We start from the raw sequence: 21,605 nt of genomic DNA on the forward strand, positions 1-21,605 counted from the left end.
GAGAAGCAGCGGTTGACCCTTTGTGGCACCGCAACAATGCTTCACCCAACGGGCTTACTCTATGGCAGCGCTGAATCGCTCTACTCTTCGTCGGCTACAAAACTTACCTCAAATTCCCAGCGTGTGGGAGGGCGACCGCCGACCGTTATCAAATGCTGACTCGCACATGATGCTAGAGGACGACGACGATCCAGAAGCCGGTGGCGAGTGTATTCTCTGGGTGGACGGCTCTGAAGGCATCGTCAGAGCAATGGACATGGTAGGCCCAGATGCCGGCCCAGAGGCGATCGTCCGAGCTCTGCTGCGGGCAATGGAACATCCCCAAAGTCCGGCTCCCGCAGTCCGCCCCCAAAAAATCGTCGTCAAAAACCGAGAAATTCAATTTTACCTGCGGGGCGTGCTTCAAGATTTAGGCATTTCCATTGACTACGTACCGGAATTGCCCTTAATTGATGAAATCTTTCGGGGCATGGAAGAGGTCGCTGTGAATCGGCCTCCCGAATTACCGCCTGAGTACGCCGAAGTGCTAATGGAAAAAGCAGCTCAAATTTGGCACGATGCTCCGTGGCGGACTTTGAGCGAACATCAAATTATATCTATTGAAATCAATCAGTGGGATGTCGCCAGCCTCTACGTGTCCGTATTGGGCCAAGGGAGAATGGATTACGGAGTTTTGCTGTACCGTTCTCTAGAATCCTTGAAGCGGTTTCGAGAGCGAGTTGTCAACGATGACTCTTTTGAAGATTTAGAACAGGCTTTTTTAGGGCAAGACTGTTTGTTTCTCACCTTTGAAAGCGCCGGCGAGCTTGATGAGGATGACGATGACGAAATTGATTTAGCCGATTTGCCTCCATCGGAAATTGAACCGAATTTTGGCAACCTACATCCTTTAGAAGGATTGCGATCGATTCTTTACGAAGAAGAAGCCCTGACGATGTTAGTTGCTCTCGAAGCATTCCACCGCTTTTTCCACAACGGCCGCCGGAAATTGGCAGCAGACACATTTCCCGCTCTCAACAGTCGTTACCGCATCCCTGTTCCGCAGTCTGATGGAGAAATTCAACAGGTATCGGTTAAAGTTTCGACGATGCCTGAGGTGTCTGACGAATTATTACAGATGCTCGGTGATGACGATGACGATGACGATGATGAATTTGAAATGCCACGGCTGCGGGACGATTTGGTTCCGCAAAATTCATTCTTGAGTCTGGGTGCCGTACCTTGGGAAACGGTAGATTTTCTACGCGGAAGTGTCCAGTTTCACGAAGGTGCAGAAGTCGATATTAATACCGCTGGGGATGGTTTGCCTGTAGTGATGATTCAAACTTCCAATCCCAAGGCTAAAACTATGATTCAAGATTTGAAAGAAGCTGGAGGGGTGAAGGCAATTTGTTTTAATCCGGGCGAAGATCCTTTTCAAGACGAGCAATACGACTTGGGTATTTTGCAAACAAAAAATGGGGAATTGTATTTGTTTGGCGAGTTTAATGAAAACGACCCGGTGCATCAGGAAGCTCGCAAAAAGTGGGAGCGCCGCTGTAAATCAACTAACGGTTGGTGCGGTTTGGTGATTGCTAAAGGGTTGATGGGTGCTTCTCGCGGTCAGCCTCAGTTTAAGGATATGGTCGCTTTGTTTGAGGTGCGCTGGGTTTCTCCTAAAGACTTAGGAATTGGGCCACTTCAGTTGATGCCGATGTTTTAAAGTCAGTTATTAGTTGTTAGTTATTTGTTATTTGTTATTTGTTATTTGTTACTCGTGTGATGCTGCTAATAACCAATAACTAACAACCAATGATATTAGTCACCAGTCAACAGTTAGCAGTCATTTTTTTTAATTTGAATTAGGAAGGAGAACGAACGTGTCAAATTCTACTCAAAAGCGAGAAGTGTTAGTCGCCCTTGATGCCGAATTCGCTGAAAAAATAGACCAGTTGACTGATAATTGGACGGAGGCGATAGAACAGGCACTCCGTCTCGCATCTTAATTCCGGCTGGTGAGGGAGGATTGCAAGCTGATTCTTTAGCTGTTTGTTAAAATGTGTCTGCTTGGCGCCAAACTTATCTGGAACAAGGCCCTTACGGTGAAATTAGTGCGGATTTTTTGGCAAGAATTCAGAGAGGGGTGCAAGTGGCGATCGGCATTTACGCACTTTAGAATGTTTCGGAAACTCTAAAACTTGTTACAATTTGTAAAAATACTGGATAAGGATAGGTAAAATGCGGGTTGCGATCGCAGGTGCGGGACTGGCTGGAATGACCACAGCAGTGGATTTAGTGGATGCCGGCCACGAAGTAGAAATTTTTGAGTCCCGCCCTTTTGTCGGCGGCAAAGTCAGCAGTTGGGTAGATCCCGACGGGAATCACGTTGAAATGGGTTTGCACGTATTCTTCGGCTGCTATTATAACTTATTTGCCTTAATGAAAAAGGTGGGAGCTTTTGACGATTTGCTCCTCAAAGATCACGTCCACACTTTTATCAATCGAGGCGGCGAAACTGGTTCTTTGGATTTTCGCTTTCCCGTGGGTGCTCCTTTGCATGGTTTGAAGGCATTTTTTACGACATCCCAGCTAACGGTACAAGACAAAATTCAAAATGCGATCGCCCTGGGAACTAGCCCCATCGTCCGTGGTTTGATCGACTTTGACGGAGCAATGAAAACCATCCGCAATTTGGATAAAATTAGCTTTGCTGACTGGTTCCGCAGTCAAGGCGGCAACCAAAACTCCCTCAAAAGAATGTGGAACCCGATCGCCTACGCACTAGGTTTTATCGACACCGAAAATATTTCTGCTCGGTGTATGTTGACAATTTTCCAATTCTTTGCATCCAAAACCGAAGCCTCTGTCATGCGGATGCTGGCCGGTTCTCCCAACGAATATTTGCACAAACCAATTGTCGAATATTTGGAAAGTAAAGGAACCAAAATTCACACGCGGCGCAGAGTGCGAGAAATTCAGTTTCAAGAAGGTGCAGAAACTCGTGTCACAGGCTTAGCAGTAGCCAGCGGCGAAACTGAAGAAATTATTACCGCCGATGCTTATGTTTTTGCCTTAGATGTGCCTGGAATACAAAAAATATTGCCCCCAGCTTGGCGCAAATGGTCGGAATTTGACAACATTTATAAGTTAGATGCGGTACCTGTTGCGACAGTACAATTGCGGTTCGACGGTTGGGTAACGGAATTGGAAGATGAAGCCAAGCGCAAACAGTTGAGCCACGCTGTCGGAATTGATAATTTGCTATATTCAGCAGATGCAGATTTTTCTTGTTTTGCCGATTTGGCGCTGACAAGTCCCAAGGATTATTATAAGGAAGGACAAGGTTCTCTCTTGCAGTTGGTGTTGACTCCCGGCGATCCATTTATTAAACAAAGCAATGAGGCGATCGCCCAACACGTACTCAAGCAAGTTCAGGATTTATTCCCCTCAGCACGGGAATTAAACATGACTTGGTTCAGTGTGGTTAAGTTGGCTCAATCTTTGTACCGGGAAGCACCGGGTATGGATGTTTACCGCCCCGCTCAAAAAACGCCGATCGGCAATTTCTTTCTAGCAGGAAGTTACACTCAGCAAGACTATATCGACAGCATGGAAGGTGCGACTCTTTCCGGCCATCAAGCGGCGAAGGTAATTCTGGAAGCTTACAATCATTAGTCCATTGTTTCTCTGGATTCGATCACCCTGGCACCCCCCTTAATAAGGGGGGGACAAGAGTGTTTTCAAAGTCTCCCTGGATTCGATCACCCTGGCACCCTCCTTAACAAGGGGGGACAAGAGTGTTATCAAAGTCTGCCTTAATTAAGTGGGGGGATAAGAGTGCTCTCAAAGTCCCCCTTTTTAAGGGGGATTTAGGGGGATCTAGACTCGACAACAAACGAGAAATCGATAAACAAGAAATCCAAAATTCCAAATCCCAAATCTAAAATCCTATGACTGATTGGTTAGAACACAGCGTACAAGTAGAAGTAGCAATTCCTATCGAATTAGCGTGGGAACTTTGGTCTGACTTAGAGCAAATGCCGCGCTGGATGAAGTGGATAGACTCAGTTAACATTCTAGAAGAAGATCCAGAATTATCGCGCTGGAAACTTGCAACGGGGGGGTTAGAATTTAGCTGGCTTTCTCGGATTCTCAAATTAGTGCCAAATCAGATAATTCAGTGGGAATCGGTAGACGGTTTGCCCAATCGCGGTGCGGTGCGGTTTTACGATCGCAAAAACAGCAGCATTGTCAAACTAACGGTGGCTTACGGAATTCCCGGTTGGTTGGCAAAATTGATGGACAATTCATTTGTAGGGCGAGTTGTTGAATCGACTATTCAGGCTGATTTGGAAAGGTTTAAAGAGTATGCTCTGAATGTTAAAGCTAGATCTTAAATGCTGCGGACTGAAGTCCTCACTACAAACCAGTTTGTAGTGAGGACTTCAGTCCTGATAATTTTAAATTGTAATGCGAGAGATAAGACTCGGCGGTTGAAACCGCGACTACACAAACGATGTCCGCCTCCGCGGACTAAGAAATAAAGGGGATATTTAAGTCGGATTTGGTATTGCCTCAGTATCATAGACATATGCTGCTGATTGCCTCCCGGTTCAGTTATGAGTTATTGCCTAAACCCCGCCTGTCAAAACCCGCAAAATGCCGATCGAACTCAATTCTGCCTGAATTGTGGCACCAAACTGTTGCTCAGAGAGCGTTACCGCGCCATCAAACCCCTCGGTAGAGGCGGTTTTGGCCGTACTTTTTTAGCCGTAGACGAAGACAAACCCTCAAAACCGCGCTGTGCAATCAAGCAGTTTTTCCCGCTATCCCAAGGAACCAGCAGCGCCGAAAAAGCAGCAGAATTATTCAACCGAGAAGCCGTGCGGCTGGACGAATTGGGGAAACACCCGCAAATTCCCGAGTTGCTGGCGCACTTTCAGCAGGAACGCTATCAGTATTTGGTGCAAGAATTTATAGAAGGCGAGAATTTACAGCAAGAATTGGCGCGGAGTGGGCCTTTCAGCGAAAGTCAGGTTCTCCGGCTGCTGAAGGATTTATTGCCAGTATTGCAGTTCGTGCACGATCGCAATGTAATTCACCGAGACATCAAACCACCAAATATTATCCGCCGCCGCGTTTCTCAAACTCCGATTATTTATACTTACCCAACACTAACCGGGGAATTAGTTTTAGTTGATTTTGGTGCTGCAAAACTTGTGGAGGGTTTGAGAGAAACAGGTACAGTGATTGGTTCGCCTGAATTCGTGGCGCCGGAACAAATTCGAGGTCAAGCGGTTTATGCTAGCGATTTGTATAGTTTGGGCGTAACTTGCATTTATTTACTGACTCAAATATCTCCGTTTGATTTGTTCGATATCAATCAAGATGTTTGGGTTTGGCGAGATTTTTTGAAGGTTCAAATCGATCCGAAATTAAGCCGCATCCTCGACAAAGCGATCGAACCGAGTCTCAGTCGCCGTTACAAATCTGTAGCTGAAGTTCTCCAAGATTTGCAGCCGCAGCAGTCGGGGGCGGGCACGGGGGCACCGCAGCAGAGGGCGGGCACGGGGGCACCGCAGCAGAGGGCGGGCACGGGGGCACCGCAGCAGAGGGCGGGCACGGGGGCACCGCAGCAGAGGGCGGGCACGGGGGCACCGCCCCTACAAGTGCCAGTGCCGGCAACGATTGCAGGCACTATTATACCTGTGCCACCGATGCAGCGGGTTGTTCCTGTACGCGCGCCTAGTTGGAGGTGCGTTCATACTCTGGTAGGGCATTCCCATGCTGTCACGTCAGTAGCTTTTAGTCCCGATGGCGCGACTTTAGCTAGCGGGAGTGAGGATAAGACAATTGAGATGTGGAATTTGCACGGGGGTAAGCGGTGGTACACTCTCACAGGTCATTCTGACTGGGTGACTTCTGTGGCTTTTAGTCCTGATGGCGCGACTTTGGCTAGCGGCGGCCGGGATAAAACAATTCAAATTTGGGATTTGAATAAGGGTAAGTGGTGGTACGCTTTGCGCGGTCACGAGGATCGGGTTTATGCTGTGGCCTTTAGTCCCGACGGTCAGGTTTTGGCTAGCGGGAGTCGGGACAAGACTGTCCAGTTGTGGAATTTGAATAAGGGTAGGCCGATGTCGGCTTTAAGCGGTCACGCTGGTGGGGTGGAGGCGGTGGCTTTTAGTCCTGGTGGGGAGTTTTTGGCGACGGGGAGTCGGGATAAGAGTTTGCAGTTGTGGGATTGGCGCAATGGTCGATCGATTTGTACTTTAGCAGAGCACGGGGATTGGGTGCGGGCGATCGTTTTTAGTCCGATTTCCCTTGCCGGTCAGACCCCCCCCAGCCCCCCCTTGGTAAGGGGGGGAGCAGGAGCAGGATCATCGATTTTGGCGACGGGGAGTCGGGATGGTACGGCGAAGCTGTGGCGGGTGGATGCACAAGGGCAAGGTACGCTGTTGCGGAGTTTCAGGGACAATTCTGGGGATGTTTTGTGTGTGGCTTTCAGCCGGGATGGTGGTTTTTTGGCGACGGGGAGTCGGGATGGTTCGATTTATTTGTGGGATACGGCTACAGGCGGTTTGCTGGAACTTCTGACGGGGCACGGGGGGGAGGTTTTGTCGGTGGCGTTTAGTGCTGATGGGGGGTGTTTGGCTAGCGGTTCGGGCGATCGAACTGTGAAGATTTGGCGGGTTGGGAATTAGGGCGGTTGCTGTGGGTGGCTGGAAAAATTTTATATTTATGCTTGACAGGCGATCGAAGGTTGTGCTAAGTTAGTAATTCGTGAGGACGCATAGCTCAGTTGGTTAGAGCACTACGTTGACATCGTAGGGGTCACTGGTTCGAGTCCAGTTGTGTCCATCTTATAAAACCCGCTGGTTGTAGCGGGTTTTGTTGTTTTTGGTGTAACAAATTATTTGTCACTGATAAAGTTTTATAATTAAATAAATTGTTTTATGATCGGCTTGTGTAGAATAAATTGGATGCAGAATACTTTGTAAAGCCTGAAGATCCTTTCGATACACTCAGTAACACAAGTAAGGAGTAAGGAAATAATTTGGTGTCCCCAGCTCAAGAAACTAACTCTGGTAGCTATTACGTTGGCAAAAGTGAACATATACTTAAGACTCCCTCTTGTCAACAGCTAAACGGTCAAGTCAATCTAATTATGACATCTCCACCTTTTCCTCTTAATAGTAAAAAAAGCTATGGCAATATGTTAGGAGATGAATATCTTAAGTGGTTTACTGAGTTAGCACCAATCTTTTCTGAAATGCTGACAGACGATGGCTCTATTGTTATCGAACTTGGTAACAGTTGGGAACCAGGCCGTCCTGTTCAATCTTTACTACCTTTACAATCTCTATTGAATTTTGTTTCTCATCCCGAATGTCAACTTCGTTTAATACAAGAGTTCGTCTGCTATAATCCATCCAGGCTTCCCTCCCCAGCTCACTGGGTTACAGTTAAGCGAATTAGAACTGTAGATAGTTATACTCGCCTTTGGTGGATTGCTAAAAGTGATTTTCCAAAAGCAAACAACTCTAAAGTTTTGCGTCCTTATAGTGAACGCATGAAATATCTCCTTTCCACAGGACGCTATAATTCAGGTAAAAGACCTTCTCAACATAAAATTGGTGAAACAAGTTTTCTAAGAGACTGCGGAGGTTCTATTGCTCATAACTTATTTGAGCTAGAAAATATGGACGATAAAAGACAAGTTCGCTTGCCTCACTTACCAAATTGTTTTTCTTTTTCCAATAGTAACTCTAATGATTTCTTTTCACAAACTTGTAAAAAAAAAGGAATTACTCCTCATCCTGCTAGGATGCCAATGGGTTTAGCGGCTTTTTTTATTGAATTTCTAACAGACTCGGGAGATTTAGTCCTAGACCCTTTTGCGGGAAGTAATACTACTGGATATGCCGCAGCTCGACTAGATCGTAAATGGATAGCCATAGATGCTGAGGAAAAATATGTAGAACAGTCTAGAATTCGCTTTCAAGATCCTGCCCTTACCAACCAACATCAGTAATAACATCATGAGCATTAGCCAACAACTCACACAGACTAAAATTTTTAAGCGCAAGTCAAATGGAGATTGGGATACGGGATTTTTTGTTGGTCGTCCCTTCCGACTTAGCTATAATAAAGCAGAAATTTTAGTAGCCGATGCTTGGAAGCAGAGAGCTAAAGGCATTCCTCAAGGTTGCTTCCTTCTGGCTTACTATGACAACGAACTTGACAACAAGAATAATGCCGAAGCAATTCTTCTTCGTGTTATTCAACCAAGTAAGCTACCAACTGACCAAAACGTTATTAGTAGTATGGTGGAATATTACAAGGATGATATTAAAACAGGAGAGAATAAACACTCCCAGCTAGATACTTTTACTCGTTACGAATTTTCTTTCAGTGGGCTAGAGTGTTCGGTTCTAGGATCTTTCTACGTTGATATAGATGGAAGAACTCGCTTCGGTGCTGACTTAGAAAACTTCTATAGCGCCCATAATTACTCAGTAATTAAACCATCATCTGATATCTTAAAGGCGATTGTTAACTATAGAGAAAACGGGTCTCCTGGAGGATCTGGAGATATCAAAATCGGAAAAGTTCGCTACAGTTCCAGCCGTCGCTTTCAGCAAACTGAACAGGAAGTTCCTGTGTATGTCCAAGCACCAGATTTTGCCGGAAAACGGACAGCTCTTTTTGGTATGACTCGAACAGGTAAATCCAACACGGTTAAGAAGATTATTCAGGCTTGTGTTGACATGAGCAACAATGCACCACTGAAGCTAGACGAAAGAAAAGAAACTCCAGAGGAAGTCCTTAATAATCTTACAGAAGATAATAATCCTAAGTATCCCATTGGGCAGATTATATTTGACATTAACGGTGAATATGCCAACCCAAATTTACAGGATCAGGGAACTGCAATTTTTGACTTATATCAAAACCAGACTGTTCGATACTCAACTGTACCAAAACCAAACTTTTTGGAAATGAAAGTAAATTTTTATCGAGAAATTGAAAATGGTTTTGGACTAATTAGAAGCTATCCTAGTGTTGCAAATAATACTAGCAACTATATAAGAAGTTTTACATCCATAGATTTTACTAAACCCGAAGATTATGCTACTAATAGATCTGCTAAAGCACGGTACGATCGCCGAGTCGCAGTTTATCTGTGTTGCTTATATCGAGCCAAGTTTAAAGTTCCATCTAATTTCCCTCCAGTCTGTTTTACCGCCAATCAGGATGTTCGTAATATTGTACAAGAAAATGTCGATCCCAATTCAGGGTTAGATTTGGAGCAAGCTGCAAACTGGTGGGAAATGTTTTGGGATGTTTATGACGAAGATCCTGATGAAGTTTTCTCTAATTATAGACGACAAAAAGGGCACGAATGGGCCGACGAGGATTTAAAAGCTTTGCTAGTGATGCTCACTCGTAAAAGTAGATCGGGTGCAAATGCTAGCGTTTCTGGGTTTCGTATTCTTAATCCGATTCATGAGCAACATACCAGTACCGTTCAAAAACCTTTTGACCAGGATATTTTAAGTAATCTACGACAAGGAAAGATAGTCATTGTTGACCTTTCCCTGGGCAATCCTGAGATACAAGTAATGTTTAGCGAAAAAATTTGTCAATGTATTTTTGCTGATGCGATTAATCGTTTTACTAGCACTCATCCAAATAATTTCATCCAGTTTTACTTTGAAGAGGCTCACAATCTATTCCCTAAGAAAGATGATAAAGATTTATCCCAAATCTATAATAGGCTGGCAAAAGAAGGAGCAAAACTGAACCTGGGTTTAGTTTATGCTACTCAAGAAGTTAGCTCGATTAGTAGTAACATCCTTAAAGCGACTCAAAATTGGTTTATTTCTCATTTAAACAACGAGGATGAGATTAAAGAGCTAAGAAAGTATTATGACTTCAGTGACTTCACTGAAAGCCTAATTCGCTTTAGCCAAAACACCGACAAAGGTTTTGTTCGGATGAAAACCTACAGCAACCCCTTTGTTATTCCAGTCCAGATTGATCGCTTTCCATCTGAAAATTAGCTTACTTTACGAGAGTTTTTCAAAAATATGGGATATACCAGTAAAAACAATCGGCGACCTTTTGAGGGTGCGAGTAAGGCTTCGCATCATCACATCATTAATGACCCTGAAGTTCAAACCACAATGGAGCGTATTTATAAGCCTCCAAAAGATGCTGGTATTTCATTAATAGATATGACTTTAGATTTTGCTCCTCCTCAAAATAACCCTGTAGAGGCGGTTATTGCTGTGGATGGCGGTTATACAGAGGTTATTCTAGATAATGGATTTCCTTCACAAACAATGCACTTTCTACAGTTTGGTGCACTCTATTTTGAGATGGATGATCTTGCCGAAATTGATGCTGCTGCTTTTATTGCTCCAGAAGATATGGCAAAGCTCAGAAAGATTAAACGATTAAAACTAGCTCTACCAACTAAGAATCTTTGCTTTAAGGATAAAAATACTCTAAAAGCCACTGTTCTTACAGCGATATTCGAGTTTTTCAGTAATAATAATTTAGGAGAAAAACATAGCTTGGTAGATACTCTGGCGTGGTTTATATTCCGTCGCTATAAACAAGGAAATACAACCGAAAAGGATCGGCGCTGGAATTTAGCAACTAACCCCTTAAGTCCAGTCGGAAATCAAGTTGTCTTGTCAGAGACAGATATGGCAAATTATATGTTTAAATGTCCAGAAACAGGAGAAAAAATTTATTTGACTGATATTTTTAGGCTCCATGAAGTTATTGACGAGGAAACCGGAGCTGCTGGAATTTTGGGTTATTTACTGAATGTTATCGAACATATAATTATCATTCATCTCATCCGTCAGTTGCTACGTATTCAACCAGAAATGCTCAAAAAAGTTCTTTTTATCAAAGATGGATCAACTGGATTTTTTGGGCAAACAGCTCTACTACATGACCCAATGAATGATTTAGTTAATTGGCTTCTAGATAAGCACAATATTCTTTTAGCTGGTTTAGAGAAAAGTGGTGCTTTTGTGGATCATGCCCACGCAATCCAAGAGAAGCTAAAGCCGGGGCAGGCAGTCATTCTTAATGACAATTACATCTACCGCTACATCTTACCAGGTACAGGAGATCCTAACAATCCCTATGCTTATACAAGCAACTATGGGCACAAGATTATTTTTAAGACGAGAGGAGGGCAGATGCACGTTGTTTCTATGCCTGTTCGTAAACTTAAGAAAACTCCCAACCCTACTGATTTACCTAACTTACAGGTAATACTAGAGAATGTAGAAGGTTTACGCTGTGATATGTATGATTCTGCTCTTTTTCCCGTGGCACTTGTTAATAAGTTAGTTAGCTTGTCCGCTCATCCTAGCCAAAATATTCTTCAAAAATTTGCTAGTCAGAATGTTCAGGGATAAAAATTATATACTTGTCATACGATTGTCATACGCTCTAAATTAGGAAATCTCAAGATTTTACGGTGATCCAGCCTACCACTCATAACCGTGTTCTTTTCCCCATTCTATCCACGCTTGAGTCATTTGCGACCTTCGATCGCGCTGTTCAGGTTTTACCGGATTATCACCAGTAATTGCCCTCAATGCCCAGAATCCACGATCTGGTTTTTGTTCGAGATCGCGCAAAATCAGCGGGACAACAGCCGGGCCCATACCAATAATTCTCTGATAAGCTGCGTGCATTGACTTCTGTGCAACCAATGACAGCATCCTCGTTTCTGCACGCCATTCTTCGGCGAGGTTATTAAACTCCGCTTCTAGTTCGAGCTTACTTTTAGTCGGGTATTTATAAGCGGTAATAACAAATTATCTCCCTAAAACGCGGAAATCTTAAACTTTTCCCACAGTTGGGATATTTCGATCGCACTTTTAACCAATCTCGATACTAATATCGTAAGCGAAGGAGACCGAAGGTATCGCCCCAACATCCCCAAATCATGACAACTCCCATCACCCAGTAGGGACACGACACAGCGCCGTGTCCTCGATCGTAGCTTATCGGCGACAGCCTTCGGCGATCGCCCTCAACACCGCTAGCCGCACTTCAGGATGCGATTTTTCAAGCCCGTTAGCCCGAAAAATCCAGTGCCCGCCGCCCGCGTGTTCGATGGCAATCTTCTGTCCGTCTGGCAAAACGATTTGCCACCAATTCAACACAGTGGCTTTAATCAGTTGGCACTGAATCTCGGTCAATTGAGCCTCCATCAGCTTCAGTTGACGCATGATTGGGTTTTGGGCAGATGACTTCATTATTTTTTTCCTGAAATAAATTGGAGAGTTTCTCGACTGGAATTTCTGTTTGCTGACTTTTCAGCTTAATTTCACTTGCAGAGCTTTTCGCTTTTACTTTACCTTCCGAACTTTTCGCCTTCACCTCCCTTGTACCACCTTTCGGCTCATTTTTTACTCCAAAACCTTTAGATTTAACTTTGGCTGGAGCAGACTTTGAACTCTGTTCCGCTGCGGGCTTCTTAAACTCCGCGTCCAATTGGTCTAAAATCTCCTCTTGTTCGGGAGTGTGTTCCGCCGGCTGCTCTACATTTCTGGGGTTGTATTCGTCAACCAGTCGCCCCAAAAATTCCGAAATTGACATTCCCGCAGCGGCTGCTTTTTTGGTCAACAGGGCGTAGGTGTCGGTTTTGATCCGAATTTGTTTTAACCTGAGGTTAGGATTGTTGTCAACTGTTTCGGCTATCGTTATTGCTGTAATCCTTTCTTTGGGGATGACATCCACAACTTCTTGCCACTTTTCTTGTAGAGCACACTCGCCGTATTGATCTGTGACTGCGTGTTTGAACAAGGGGACAACTTGAGCGACGCAGCTAGGCAAAATCTCAAATCCGGCTTTTATTAAGCGGAGGCAAATTGCAGCAGATTTAATAATTTGCGTGCAATAAAAATACTGCCTGCCTAAGGCTTGTTCGCAGTAACTTTTGAAAGTTTTGAATTTGTCTTTGTACAAGCGCAGTTTTCGGATCGCGTCCAGCATGATCCCTTGCCGCACGTAGTCGAGGAATCCTCTTTTTATTTCGCCTGTCAGGTAGTCTAAGTCGTGAAAGGGCGATTGATTCTGGATTTCTTCTTCAAAGTCTAGCAGCGGGCCTGCAAAGTGAAAGTTGGAGGCGACATCGCCTAGGTAGAAGTTGTCGGTAGATGTAGTCATGATCGGGAAAGGGTCGAGAAAGGGAACGATAGCACGGAAGTTGGGCGATCGCAAAGTTGATGTTTTGGTCGGGATTTTTGGTACAATTTTGAGTTGGGCTGTGTTGTAAGGTCGATCGACCTTTTACATCTCATCACCTCCTGGAGAGGTTCAGGGAAAGGAGCTTGAGGTATGCACTCAAGCCCCAAAAATACTAAGGGTATGCAGGTGCATAATTGATAGACACTACAAATAAGGCGGTTATTCAAACCTGCATTTTGATCAAAGGAGGCTTGCCCGGCCGCCTTTGTTTTGCCTATCTACATGAAGTGTACTTCATCTTTCGGCAGAAGTCAAGAGGTTCACTTCATGAAACAAGCTTCGTGTATTATGGAAGAAAATTCGCAAGAAAAGGAAAAGTCTCCATTAAGGCTTCTCAGAGAACAAGCTGGGCTAACCCGCCCTCAAGTCAAACAACATATCGGCGTTTCTGAGCGGATGCAAGCTGACTGGGAATCAGGAAAGTCTATGCCAACTGTGGAAAACGTGGCTGCACTGGCTAACCTATACCAAGTTTCTCTAAAAACTATGTTTGAGCTTTTAGGATTAGACGTAACTAAAATTCCCGATGACTTACCAAGTCGTGAGCCCTCACGCTCCGACAACTAACCCGCAGGGGTTAGCCAATCTCTAGGGAAAGGAGCTTGACTATGCGCCCAAGCCCCGAAAATACTAAGGGTTATCAGGACACCGGGGGTTTAAAACCCCGTCCTTTTAGGACGGCTTTAATTGTAAATCTTTGTTGCAACACAGTCAGTTTTGTGCTAGGAAGTCTAGCATAACGTAGGAGGTAAATGCCATGCTAGTTTTTGAGTTTAAAGCCTACGGAAATAAGAGTCAGTTTGCCGCAGTAGATGAAGCAATTCGTACAGCTCAATTTGTCCGTAATAGTTGTTTGCGCTATTGGATGGACAACCGGAAAATAGATAAGTACGATTTAAACAAATACTGTGCGGTACTGGCGCATGAATTTCCGTTTGCTTCGGAACTTAACTCTCAAGCAAGACAAGCCAGTGCAGAAAGAGCCTGGTCTGCTATCTCCCGATTTTATGATAACTGCAAGAAAGGAGTTCCTGGTCAAAAAGGATATCCAAAATTCCAGAAAGATTGTCGCTCAGTTGAGTATAAGTCAACTGGATGGAAACTAGCTCTCGATCGAAAGTCAATCAAATTCACCGACAAAAAAGGAATTGGCAAGCTTAAACTAAAAGGAACACGAGACTTACATTTCTACTCCTTCAACCAAATAAAACGGGTGAGATTGGTGAAACGGGCTTCGGGCGTATACGTTCAGTTTTGCGTTGATGTTGACCGAAAAGAAAACATAGAACCCTCGGGAAATACCATTGGGTTAGACGTAGGACTGAAGGAATATTATACCGATTCCAACGGAGTGATGGTTGAAAATCCGAGATTCCTCCGCAAAGGCGAAAAAATCCTCAAGCGTTGTCAACGTCGTATTTGTCGAAAAGTTAAAGGTTCAAAGAATCGAGGCAAAGCTAGACAGATTTTAGGAAAATGCCACCTCAAAATAAGTAGGCAGCGCAAAGACCATGCAATCAAATTAGCACGGTGCGTAGTTCAGTCAAACGACTTGATAGCCTACGAAGATTTGAGGATTAAAAATATGGTAAAAAATCACTGTCTGGCTAAGTCGATTAACGACGCTTCTTGGTATCAGTTCCGGATCTGGATTGAATACTTTGCCAAAGTATTTGGGAAAGTAACGGTTGCGGTAAATCCGCAATATACTAGCCAAGAATGCTCTAGTTGCGGTGCAATTGTGAAGAAAACGCTATCTACCAGAACACACGTTTGTAAATGTAGTTGTGTAATGGATAGAGATTTCAATGCAGCTAGAAATATCCTCAGTCGAGGATTGGGTACGGTAGGGCATACCGGAACCTTTGCATTAAATGCAAGCAACGCTTTGGGAGATGAGTCCTCTACTTTAACTGGAGAAATCCTGTTTAAGCAAGTCATGTCGTAGATCAAAGAATCCCCGTGCCTTTAGGCCCGGGAGTGTCAAGCAGGCATAATTGGTAGAAACTACAAATAAGGCAGCTCGCTATAAACCAAAGTGTTTTCACCGTCCGGCTAAATCAGCCGCCTTTCTGTTGTCTCTACTTAAACAACCATAGTTGTAAAAAAAAGTCAACAACTTTGGTTGTCAATTTTTATGATATGCCCAGAAATAAACAAACTCAAGAGTCGAAAAATATACCAGCACTGCAAATCTTGCGGGAGGCTGTTGGTTTGTCGCAATCGGCCTTAGCAAAACAAATTCCCGACAAAACCCGCACAAAAACCTTAAGTCAGCAAGCCATTAGCAAGTGGGAACGAGGATTAGACGAACCCGAATTGACTATTGCTCAAATGAAAGCCCTGTGCAAAGCTTTGGGAAAAACACTTAACGATTTACCTGACAACTTGGGCGCACCAAATCCCGACTGACAACTAAAAAGTCAAAAAGGTCGATCGCACCTGGCACAACATAGAGGTTAATTCTTAGGTACGTAGTTGCGCTTCAGCGCTCTTTCCGATATCCCAAAAAGAGCGCTGAAGCGCAACTACGTACCTGTACGAGCCCTTTGCTCCCTCAATCCGTAATTTTCCCTCTCAGAGCCTTAATCTGACCCCGCTTGGTTTTGCTGTCAAGACGCTTGCGCTGGGAACTGCGAGTCGCTTTGCTGGGTTTGCGCCTTTTCGGGATGACGATCGCACTTTTGATCAATTCTTGCAACCGTCTCAAAGCTTCCTCGCGGTTTTGTTCCTGGCTGCGGTGTTCCTGTGCTTTGATGATAATCACACCTTCGGAGGTGATTCGCCCATCGTTGAGTTGCAATAAACGCTGCTTGTAGCGATCGGGCAATGAGGAAGCTGGGATATCAAAGCGCAAGTGAATCGCACTCGCCACCTTATTTACATTTTGCCCCCCCGCGCCTTGAGATCGAATCGCACTAATCTCGATTTCGCGATCGGGAATCAACACAGTGTTGGAAATTTGTAGCATGATTTATTGATAATGCTTAGCTGTGAGTAGAAATTCGATTAGTTCTTTTCGATCCCATAACTCTACCTCGTTAGATTTAGCAAGTTTGTAAGCATTTTCTGTAAATCTATTGTTGGTGATTACTCTGCCTTTATTTCCTTTGTAATGTCTGACGGCTCCGGCTACTTCTTGAACTGCTTTAATCCCAACTGGATTTTTACTTCTTTTTGCTTGAACAACAGTTTTTAAGCCATCTTTGTACAAAATTAGATCGGCTCCATAATCTTGACTGTCTTGAGTTAAATTAACATTATAGCCACACTGTCTAAAATGGACATATAGAAAATTTTCAAACTCTTTGCCAGTCATTGTATCCACTTCCAGAATACCACTGTCTGATAAACGTTTTCTTTGCTCTTCTTCTTTCAATGTATCAAATGCCAATGCTGCAATATCACCGATAATGCCAGCGGCTCTTACTATAAAAGATTTCATGAAATTACATTTATTTTAAAGGAGGAGTTATAATTGTACCAGATTTGATCGGTACAGGCTCAACTAAACTCGATCGACCCATGCCATCATCAGGAGTTCAATACTTAATTATCAATGCCCTGGAAACTCTCGACTTGTTGAGATGGAGAATATATGATGAAGAAAAGGGATTTTGGTACATCGAAACCCCTAGTCGAGTTTTACCAAGGGCTGCTATACTACAAAGTCGCGAGTTGTTCGTATAGACGAGGTTGAAGACTATGACGAAACCGCATGATATTAGAATAGAACAAGACCGGAGATTGGGAGAATTAATGGCGATCCTCTTCGAGGGCTTCGCTAACGCCCGTCAGCGATTCCTGGATGCAGGCGGCGATCCCCGACACCCGCCATCAGGTTTAAAAGGCGATGATTACATGACAGACGCAGAAAGAGAAGAAGCACTGACGATCGCCCGATCGCTCTTTAACGACGAATATATTAAAAGCTATCTCAAAAACAAACGTCAAAACAATTTGCAACCCCAGATTAATTAGTAAGGTGCGCCGAAACGCACCCTACAAAAACTAATTAATCAGCAGTTCCAGTTTGCAGCGACTCTTTGGCAGCCTGAGTCCACTCAGAGTGGAAGAATTCGCCGCGCGGTTTGTCGGTGCGCTCGTAGGTGTGAGCGCCGAAATAATCGCGCTGAGCTTGTGTCAGGTTTTGCGGGAGTCGATCGCGCCGGTAGCTGTCGAAATAGTCCAGGGACGCGCTGAAGGCCGGTACAGCGATACCCAGCAGGCTAGCGGTAGACAACACTTCGCGCCAAGCTGATTGGCGATCGAGAATGCTCTGTTTAAACTCTGGCGCTAACAGCAAATTCGGCAGTGCGGGATCGTCCTTGAAAGCTTTTTTAATCTTGTCCAAAAAGCCAGCCCGAATGATACAGCCGCCCTTCCAAATGCGGGAAATTTCGCTCAAACTCAAGTCATAATTATACGACTTTGAGGCCGCGCTCAACAGCGCCATACCTTGGGCGTAGGAGCAAATTTTCGAGCAGTAAAGCGCATCCCGAACTTTGTTCACAAATTCCTTAGGATCGCCTTCATACTTGGTGGTAGGCCCCGTCAGTTGTTCGGAAGCTTTAACGCGCTCTCCTTTGTAAGAAGACATGATTCTCGCATTCACAGCAGCGATAATTGTAGGAATGCTCACGCCCAATTCCAAAGCACTCATCACCGTCCAGCGACCAGTACCTTTTTGACCGGCGGCATCCATAATTACCTCAACTAAGGGTTGCTTAGTTTCCGGGTCAATGTATTTGAAAATATTAGCCGTAATTTCAATCAAAAACGAGTTGAGTTCGTCCGTGGTATTCCATTCGGCAAACACTTCCTGCAACTCTTGACCGCTGAGCCCACCGACGTTTTTCAGCAAATCGTAGGCTTCAGCAATGAGCTGCATATCCCCGTACTCAATACCGTTGTGCACCATTTTCACGTAGTGACCGGCACCGCCAGGGCCGATGAATGTGACGCAGGGGCCGTCATCTACTTGAGCCGCAATTTTAGTCAGAATTGGCTCCAATTCCTTGTAGGCTGCTAGGGTACCACCTGGCATGAGACTAGCACCGTTGAGGGCGCCTTCTTCGCCGCCGCTGATGCCCATACCGACAAATCCCAGTCCGGCTGCTTCTAAATCTTTGGTGCGACGTTCGGTGTCATCGTAGAGGGAGTTGCCGCCGTCAATAATCATGTCATTGGGGTCTAGCATGGGTTTGAGCTGGTCAATTACCGCATCTACGGCTTTGCCAGCTTGTACCATGACTAAGATTCTGCGGGGACGTTCTAGAGCTTCGACGAATTCCGCCAGAGTCTTAGTGGCTACAATGTTTTTGCCGGGGGCGCGTTTCGCCATGAATTCGTCGGTTTTGGCTGCTGTACGGTTGTACACGGCTACGGAGAAGCCTCTGCTTTCGACGTTGAGGGCTAGGTTTTCGCCCATAACTGCTAGACCGATTAAACCAAAATTTTGCTTTGTCATGCTAAGTAATCCGCTGGTTCCGTTTGATGATAGGTTTGCGAGAAAGGAAAGCGAGGCGGGGTGTAGCGCTTTCGTGTGGACTAAAAGTATTGGACAATAGACCTAGGTGGTTTACGTTTATTTTTATATTCTAAGAATTGCTGTTTGGTAAATCAGTAGGGTTTTTTTAAGATTTAAGAATTATTAATGACGCGGGCAGGTGATGATAAGGCAGGTATTATGTCGATCGCAGTAACGATAGATACAGATAAGCGGACATTTTGAGGAAAATTTAGGAGACTGTTGTAATTATGGAAGATTTGCAGTATCTCGCGGCTTGGGTGAAGGAGCAACACGCTCGGGAGTATATTTTGACTTGGCTGCTGAGTCAACAGGGGTTGTGGTGGTCGGATGGGGAGATTTATCAGGCGGTTTTGCAAAAGTCGGGAAAGCTGTTGAGGGCTTACGTTCAAAAACGGCAGGCTGGAGAGTTGTTTGAGGGGATTTCTGAGAAGTTGGTGGGGGATGAGAATTGGGATGATTTGGTGATCAGTTTGGGGCGAATTGTTGCTGTTTATCAGGAGGAGTTGGTGAAGTTGCAAGAGCGCGATATGCGGGGGGATGGGCTAAAAAAAAAGTCAATTAGCCAACCTGTAAGTGGAGATTCTTTGTCGGTGTTGGAGGTGCAGCAAGCTTTGCCCGATCCTTACGCGGATACGCTGACTGGGAGATAGTTATTTGTTATTGGTTATTTGTTATTGGTTATTTGTTATTGGTTATTTGTTATTGGTTATTCGTAGCAGGCAACAAATAACAAGTAATATTGTTTCCGGTTGGATCGGAATAGTCAGTGCGAGCGTCCCCGCTCGCGATTTCGGTAGCGAGCGGGGACAGCACTAGATAATTGCGATGTCACCGGATTTCTAATGACAAATAACTAATAACAAATAACTAATAACAAGTAATGACTAAATATAGCTGCTAGCTTGACGGGTGAACATGGAACAGTAAATTCCGTTTGATGCGATCAATTCGTCGTGAGTTCCGATTTCGACTATTTTACCGTTTTCCATCACGGCGATGCGATCGGCAATTTTGGCCAATCCCAACCTGTGGCTGATGACAATCGTGGTTTTCCCGGCGGCGATTTGGCGGAAGATGCTGTAAATTTCGTGTTCTGTCTTGGGGTCGAGGGCGGCGGTTGGTTCGTCAAAAATTAGGACTTCGGCTGTAGAAAGCCGCATTAAGGCACGGGCGATCGCAATTCTCTGCCATTGTCCTCCCGATAAGTCGATGCCGTCTTCTAATTGTTTGCCCAGCGGCGTTTCTAAACCTTGTTCTAAACTGTTGACTTTAGCTGCAATTCCTGCTTCGGAAATAGCTTCGTTAATTGCGGTGTCATCCGACAGTGAAAGCAAGTCGCCGAAACCAACGTTTTCTCGAACTGTGGAGGGGAAACGGGCGTAATCTTGCATAACTACTGCGATGCGCGATCGCACGTATGCTAGAGGGTACGATCGCAAATCTTGACCGTTCCAGGCGATCGTACCACTTGTCGGGTCGTACAGTCTGCCGAGGAGTTTGCCAAGGGTGGTTTTACCCGCACCATTTTCCCCGACAAGCACAAGCATCTCACCCGGATTAACCGTTAAGTCGATATTTGCGATCGTGCTTTTAGTGCTACCGGGATAGCAAAAAGATAAATCCTTAATCTCGATACCAATTTTATCTTTTGTAGGGCCGGAATCTTGCACGCCATCTGGTAAACTAGGCAAGCGAGACGCCACATTCACCAGCGGAGACTGCAACTCAGGTTTGAGATCCAAAAGTTGAAAAATCGGACTGACGCCGAGGGAAATATCGTACAAATTAGTGTAATTCCCAATCAGTAATTGCAAACTCGTCTCTACTTGAACAATCAAACCAGAATACAGCGCCAAATCTCCCAAAGTGTAGCGCCCTCCCAAAGATCCCATGACCACATAAACAAATGGCAAGGCTACACCTATCCTACTAAATATCGACCACAAAAGTACAGCAATCGCTCCTTTTTTTCGCACTTGCTGCATCTCGCTAAAAAACTGCAAATACTGACCCTGCCACCGTTTCAGCCAAAGTTCCTGCAAGCCAAACAAACGCAATTCTTTAGCATATTCTTCCCCTGTCAATACCGTAGCGGATAAGTTCATCTCGCGAGTGATTTTAGCTTGCTTTTTTTGAACTCTCCAGATAAGTTTGAGATATTTTCTTTCAATGTGAATTGAGGGAAGTGATGAAACCACCATCACCACAGGAACCCACCAAGCTATTGATGCAGCCAGGCCGATCGAGGGAATGAAGATACAAATTCCCGTGATTGTCATGCTGATAGTGAATGCTAGTTGCTGTACTTGTTTAACTCCGGTTTTGGCAAGTTCTAATATATTTAATAGTTCGGGGTTTTCAAACAGGGCGATATCGTCGAAATTGGCGACTTTTTCGAGAACTTTTCCTTCAACTCCGCCTTGAACGCGATCGCGCAAAGATGTTGCTGCAAATGAACTCATGGTTTCGATAGAATCGCTGACTAACTTGAGAGTTAAGACTCCGACAATACTCCACAGCAATATGGGCTGGGAAAGCATCAAAGCTAAGGGCTGTGCAGTTCGGGTTTGCGACAGCAACCGAGATACTTCATCAATGATTAATTTATCTAAAAATAGGACGCAAGATGGGGCTGCACCGCGAACGATGTTGAGTATGATTAAATTGCGAAGTTCGATCGGTGCGGCTTTGACTATGAGGCCGAGACTGCGCCGCAGAGCTTGAAATGTGGTAATTTGAATGGGCTGCATAGTTTGTGAATCGGTGTCGGGTTTACTCATCCCCGGACGGTTTATTATAACAA

20 protein-coding genes and 1 tRNA gene are annotated in these 21,605 nt (G+C 44.8%); 14 read left to right on the forward strand and 7 right to left on the reverse strand.

Annotated features, from left to right (window positions below):
* Positions 1–61: 61 nt before the first annotated feature.
* The 9 genes from QZW82_RS06475 (at position 62) to QZW82_RS06515 (ending at position 11,426) form a co-directional block, all read left to right on the forward strand.
* A complete protein-coding gene (locus QZW82_RS06475; RefSeq protein ID WP_293146273.1) occupies positions 62–1,702 on the forward strand; it encodes a hypothetical protein in 1,641 nt (546 codons plus the stop codon).
* Between the two features lie 157 nt (positions 1,703–1,859).
* Positions 1,860–1,985 carry a hypothetical protein gene (locus tag QZW82_RS06480; RefSeq protein ID WP_293146275.1) on the forward strand — a complete coding sequence of 42 codons (126 nt, stop codon included), beginning with the start codon at positions 1,860–1,862 and terminating at the stop codon, positions 1,983–1,985.
* Positions 1,986–2,217: 232 nt separating this feature from the next.
* Positions 2,218–3,654, forward strand: coding sequence for a 9,9'-di-cis-zeta-carotene desaturase (gene zds, locus QZW82_RS06485; RefSeq protein ID WP_293146277.1), 1,437 nt, complete (start codon positions 2,218–2,220; stop codon positions 3,652–3,654).
* Between the two features lie 275 nt (positions 3,655–3,929).
* Complete coding sequence (locus tag QZW82_RS06490; protein ID WP_293146279.1) at positions 3,930–4,376, forward strand: SRPBCC family protein; 447 nt, start codon at positions 3,930–3,932, stop codon at positions 4,374–4,376.
* A gap of 222 nt (positions 4,377–4,598) precedes the next feature.
* The gene (locus QZW82_RS06495) at positions 4,599–6,683 is read left to right on the forward strand and encodes a protein kinase (protein ID WP_293146281.1); all 2,085 of its coding nucleotides are present in this window, start codon (positions 4,599–4,601) and stop codon (positions 6,681–6,683) included.
* A gap of 83 nt (positions 6,684–6,766) precedes the next feature.
* A tRNA-Val gene (locus QZW82_RS06500) sits at positions 6,767–6,840 on the forward strand.
* A 307-nt stretch (positions 6,841–7,147) separates the two neighbouring features.
* On the forward strand, positions 7,148–8,014 hold the full coding sequence (locus QZW82_RS06505) for a site-specific DNA-methyltransferase (RefSeq protein WP_293146283.1): 867 nt from the start codon (positions 7,148–7,150) through the stop codon (positions 8,012–8,014).
* A gap of 7 nt (positions 8,015–8,021) precedes the next feature.
* Positions 8,022–10,046 carry a DUF87 domain-containing protein gene (locus QZW82_RS06510; RefSeq protein WP_293146285.1) on the forward strand — a complete coding sequence of 675 codons (2,025 nt, stop codon included), beginning with the start codon at positions 8,022–8,024 and terminating at the stop codon, positions 10,044–10,046.
* Positions 10,047–10,073: 27 nt separating this feature from the next.
* Positions 10,074–11,426, forward strand: coding sequence for a hypothetical protein (locus tag QZW82_RS06515; RefSeq protein WP_293146287.1), 1,353 nt, complete (start codon positions 10,074–10,076; stop codon positions 11,424–11,426).
* Positions 11,427–11,498: 72 nt separating this feature from the next.
* Here the strand turns inward: QZW82_RS06515 and QZW82_RS06520 are convergent, their stop codons facing one another.
* From QZW82_RS06520 to QZW82_RS06530, 3 genes are all read right to left on the reverse strand, one after another.
* Positions 11,499–11,735 (reverse strand): hypothetical protein, encoded by a 237-nt coding sequence (locus tag QZW82_RS06520; protein WP_293146289.1) that lies wholly within the window; start codon positions 11,733–11,735, stop codon positions 11,499–11,501.
* A 285-nt stretch (positions 11,736–12,020) separates the two neighbouring features.
* Entirely contained in the window at positions 12,021–12,248 is a 228-nt protein-coding gene (locus QZW82_RS06525) for a hypothetical protein (RefSeq protein ID WP_293132913.1), read from the reverse strand.
* Entirely contained in the window at positions 12,190–13,188 is a 999-nt protein-coding gene (locus tag QZW82_RS06530) for a hypothetical protein (RefSeq protein ID WP_293146291.1), read from the reverse strand. Before QZW82_RS06530 ends, QZW82_RS06525 begins: the two co-directional genes overlap by 59 nt.
* A 348-nt stretch (positions 13,189–13,536) precedes the next feature.
* Between QZW82_RS06530 and QZW82_RS06535 the strand changes: the two genes are divergently transcribed.
* The 3 genes from QZW82_RS06535 (at position 13,537) to QZW82_RS06545 (ending at position 15,681) form a co-directional block, all read left to right on the forward strand.
* The gene (locus QZW82_RS06535; RefSeq protein WP_293146293.1) at positions 13,537–13,836 is read left to right on the forward strand and encodes a helix-turn-helix transcriptional regulator; all 300 of its coding nucleotides are present in this window, start codon (positions 13,537–13,539) and stop codon (positions 13,834–13,836) included.
* Positions 13,837–14,026: 190 nt separating this feature from the next.
* A complete protein-coding gene (locus tag QZW82_RS06540; RefSeq protein WP_293146295.1) occupies positions 14,027–15,217 on the forward strand; it encodes a transposase in 1,191 nt (396 codons plus the stop codon).
* Between the two features lie 194 nt (positions 15,218–15,411).
* Positions 15,412–15,681, forward strand: a complete 270-nt coding sequence (locus tag QZW82_RS06545; RefSeq protein ID WP_293146297.1) for a helix-turn-helix transcriptional regulator — start codon at positions 15,412–15,414, stop codon at positions 15,679–15,681.
* Positions 15,682–15,826: 145 nt separating this feature from the next.
* Here the strand turns inward: QZW82_RS06545 and arfB are convergent, their stop codons facing one another.
* Both arfB and QZW82_RS06555 read right to left on the reverse strand, forming a co-directional pair.
* A complete protein-coding gene (gene arfB, locus QZW82_RS06550; RefSeq protein WP_293146299.1) occupies positions 15,827–16,240 on the reverse strand; it encodes an alternative ribosome rescue aminoacyl-tRNA hydrolase ArfB in 414 nt (137 codons plus the stop codon).
* 3 nt (positions 16,241–16,243) lie between these two features.
* Positions 16,244–16,714, reverse strand: coding sequence for a restriction endonuclease (locus QZW82_RS06555; RefSeq protein WP_293146301.1), 471 nt, complete (start codon positions 16,712–16,714; stop codon positions 16,244–16,246).
* Between the two features lie 260 nt (positions 16,715–16,974).
* On the opposite strand from QZW82_RS06555, the gene QZW82_RS06560 reads away from it, so the two are divergent.
* Positions 16,975–17,250, forward strand: coding sequence for a hypothetical protein (locus QZW82_RS06560; RefSeq protein WP_293146303.1), 276 nt, complete (start codon positions 16,975–16,977; stop codon positions 17,248–17,250).
* A 34-nt stretch (positions 17,251–17,284) separates the two neighbouring features.
* On the opposite strand, the gene gnd is transcribed toward QZW82_RS06560, so the two are convergent.
* The gene (gene gnd, locus QZW82_RS06565; RefSeq protein WP_293146305.1) at positions 17,285–18,739 is read right to left on the reverse strand and encodes a decarboxylating NADP(+)-dependent phosphogluconate dehydrogenase; all 1,455 of its coding nucleotides are present in this window, start codon (positions 18,737–18,739) and stop codon (positions 17,285–17,287) included.
* Between the two features lie 290 nt (positions 18,740–19,029).
* Between gnd and QZW82_RS06570 the strand changes: the two genes are divergently transcribed.
* Positions 19,030–19,452, forward strand: a complete 423-nt coding sequence (locus QZW82_RS06570; protein ID WP_293146307.1) for a hypothetical protein — start codon at positions 19,030–19,032, stop codon at positions 19,450–19,452.
* Positions 19,453–19,686: 234 nt separating this feature from the next.
* Here the strand turns inward: QZW82_RS06570 and QZW82_RS06575 are convergent, their stop codons facing one another.
* Positions 19,687–21,552 carry an ABC transporter ATP-binding protein gene (locus QZW82_RS06575; protein WP_293146309.1) on the reverse strand — a complete coding sequence of 622 codons (1,866 nt, stop codon included), beginning with the start codon at positions 21,550–21,552 and terminating at the stop codon, positions 19,687–19,689.
* Between the last annotated feature and the right edge of the window lie 53 nt (positions 21,553–21,605).

The sequence above is a fragment of the Microcoleus sp. bin48.metabat.b7b8b9.023 genome (assembly GCF_013299185.1).
Taxonomy (GTDB): domain Bacteria; phylum Cyanobacteriota; class Cyanobacteriia; order Cyanobacteriales; family Microcoleaceae; genus Microcoleus.

What these genes read in the sequence shown, in the direction of transcription:
- QZW82_RS06475 (WP_293146273.1), top strand. Translation starts at nt 62, where the DNA reads ATGGCAGCGCTGAATCGCTCTACTCTTCGTCGGCTACAAAACTTACCT.
- zds (WP_293146277.1), top strand. Translation starts at nt 2,218, where the DNA reads ATGCGGGTTGCGATCGCAGGTGCGGGACTGGCTGGAATGACCACAGCA.
- QZW82_RS06490 (WP_293146279.1), top strand. Translation starts at nt 3,930, where the DNA reads ATGACTGATTGGTTAGAACACAGCGTACAAGTAGAAGTAGCAATTCCT.
- QZW82_RS06495 (WP_293146281.1), top strand. Translation starts at nt 4,599, where the DNA reads ATGAGTTATTGCCTAAACCCCGCCTGTCAAAACCCGCAAAATGCCGAT.
- QZW82_RS06505 (WP_293146283.1), top strand. Translation starts at nt 7,148, where the DNA reads ATGACATCTCCACCTTTTCCTCTTAATAGTAAAAAAAGCTATGGCAAT.
- QZW82_RS06510 (WP_293146285.1), top strand. Translation starts at nt 8,022, where the DNA reads ATGAGCATTAGCCAACAACTCACACAGACTAAAATTTTTAAGCGCAAG.
- QZW82_RS06515 (WP_293146287.1), top strand. Translation starts at nt 10,074, where the DNA reads ATGGGATATACCAGTAAAAACAATCGGCGACCTTTTGAGGGTGCGAGT.
- QZW82_RS06520 (WP_293146289.1), bottom strand. Translation starts at nt 11,735, where the DNA reads ATGCTGTCATTGGTTGCACAGAAGTCAATGCACGCAGCTTATCAGAGA.
- QZW82_RS06525 (WP_293132913.1), bottom strand. Translation starts at nt 12,248, where the DNA reads ATGCGTCAACTGAAGCTGATGGAGGCTCAATTGACCGAGATTCAGTGC.
- QZW82_RS06530 (WP_293146291.1), bottom strand. Translation starts at nt 13,188, where the DNA reads ATGACTACATCTACCGACAACTTCTACCTAGGCGATGTCGCCTCCAAC.
- QZW82_RS06535 (WP_293146293.1), top strand. Translation starts at nt 13,537, where the DNA reads ATGAAACAAGCTTCGTGTATTATGGAAGAAAATTCGCAAGAAAAGGAA.
- QZW82_RS06540 (WP_293146295.1), top strand. Translation starts at nt 14,027, where the DNA reads ATGCTAGTTTTTGAGTTTAAAGCCTACGGAAATAAGAGTCAGTTTGCC.
- QZW82_RS06545 (WP_293146297.1), top strand. Translation starts at nt 15,412, where the DNA reads ATGCCCAGAAATAAACAAACTCAAGAGTCGAAAAATATACCAGCACTG.
- arfB (WP_293146299.1), bottom strand. Translation starts at nt 16,240, where the DNA reads ATGCTACAAATTTCCAACACTGTGTTGATTCCCGATCGCGAAATCGAG.
- QZW82_RS06555 (WP_293146301.1), bottom strand. Translation starts at nt 16,714, where the DNA reads ATGAAATCTTTTATAGTAAGAGCCGCTGGCATTATCGGTGATATTGCA.
- QZW82_RS06560 (WP_293146303.1), top strand. Translation starts at nt 16,975, where the DNA reads ATGACGAAACCGCATGATATTAGAATAGAACAAGACCGGAGATTGGGA.
- gnd (WP_293146305.1), bottom strand. Translation starts at nt 18,739, where the DNA reads ATGACAAAGCAAAATTTTGGTTTAATCGGTCTAGCAGTTATGGGCGAA.
- QZW82_RS06570 (WP_293146307.1), top strand. Translation starts at nt 19,030, where the DNA reads ATGGAAGATTTGCAGTATCTCGCGGCTTGGGTGAAGGAGCAACACGCT.
- QZW82_RS06575 (WP_293146309.1), bottom strand. Translation starts at nt 21,552, where the DNA reads ATGCAGCCCATTCAAATTACCACATTTCAAGCTCTGCGGCGCAGTCTC.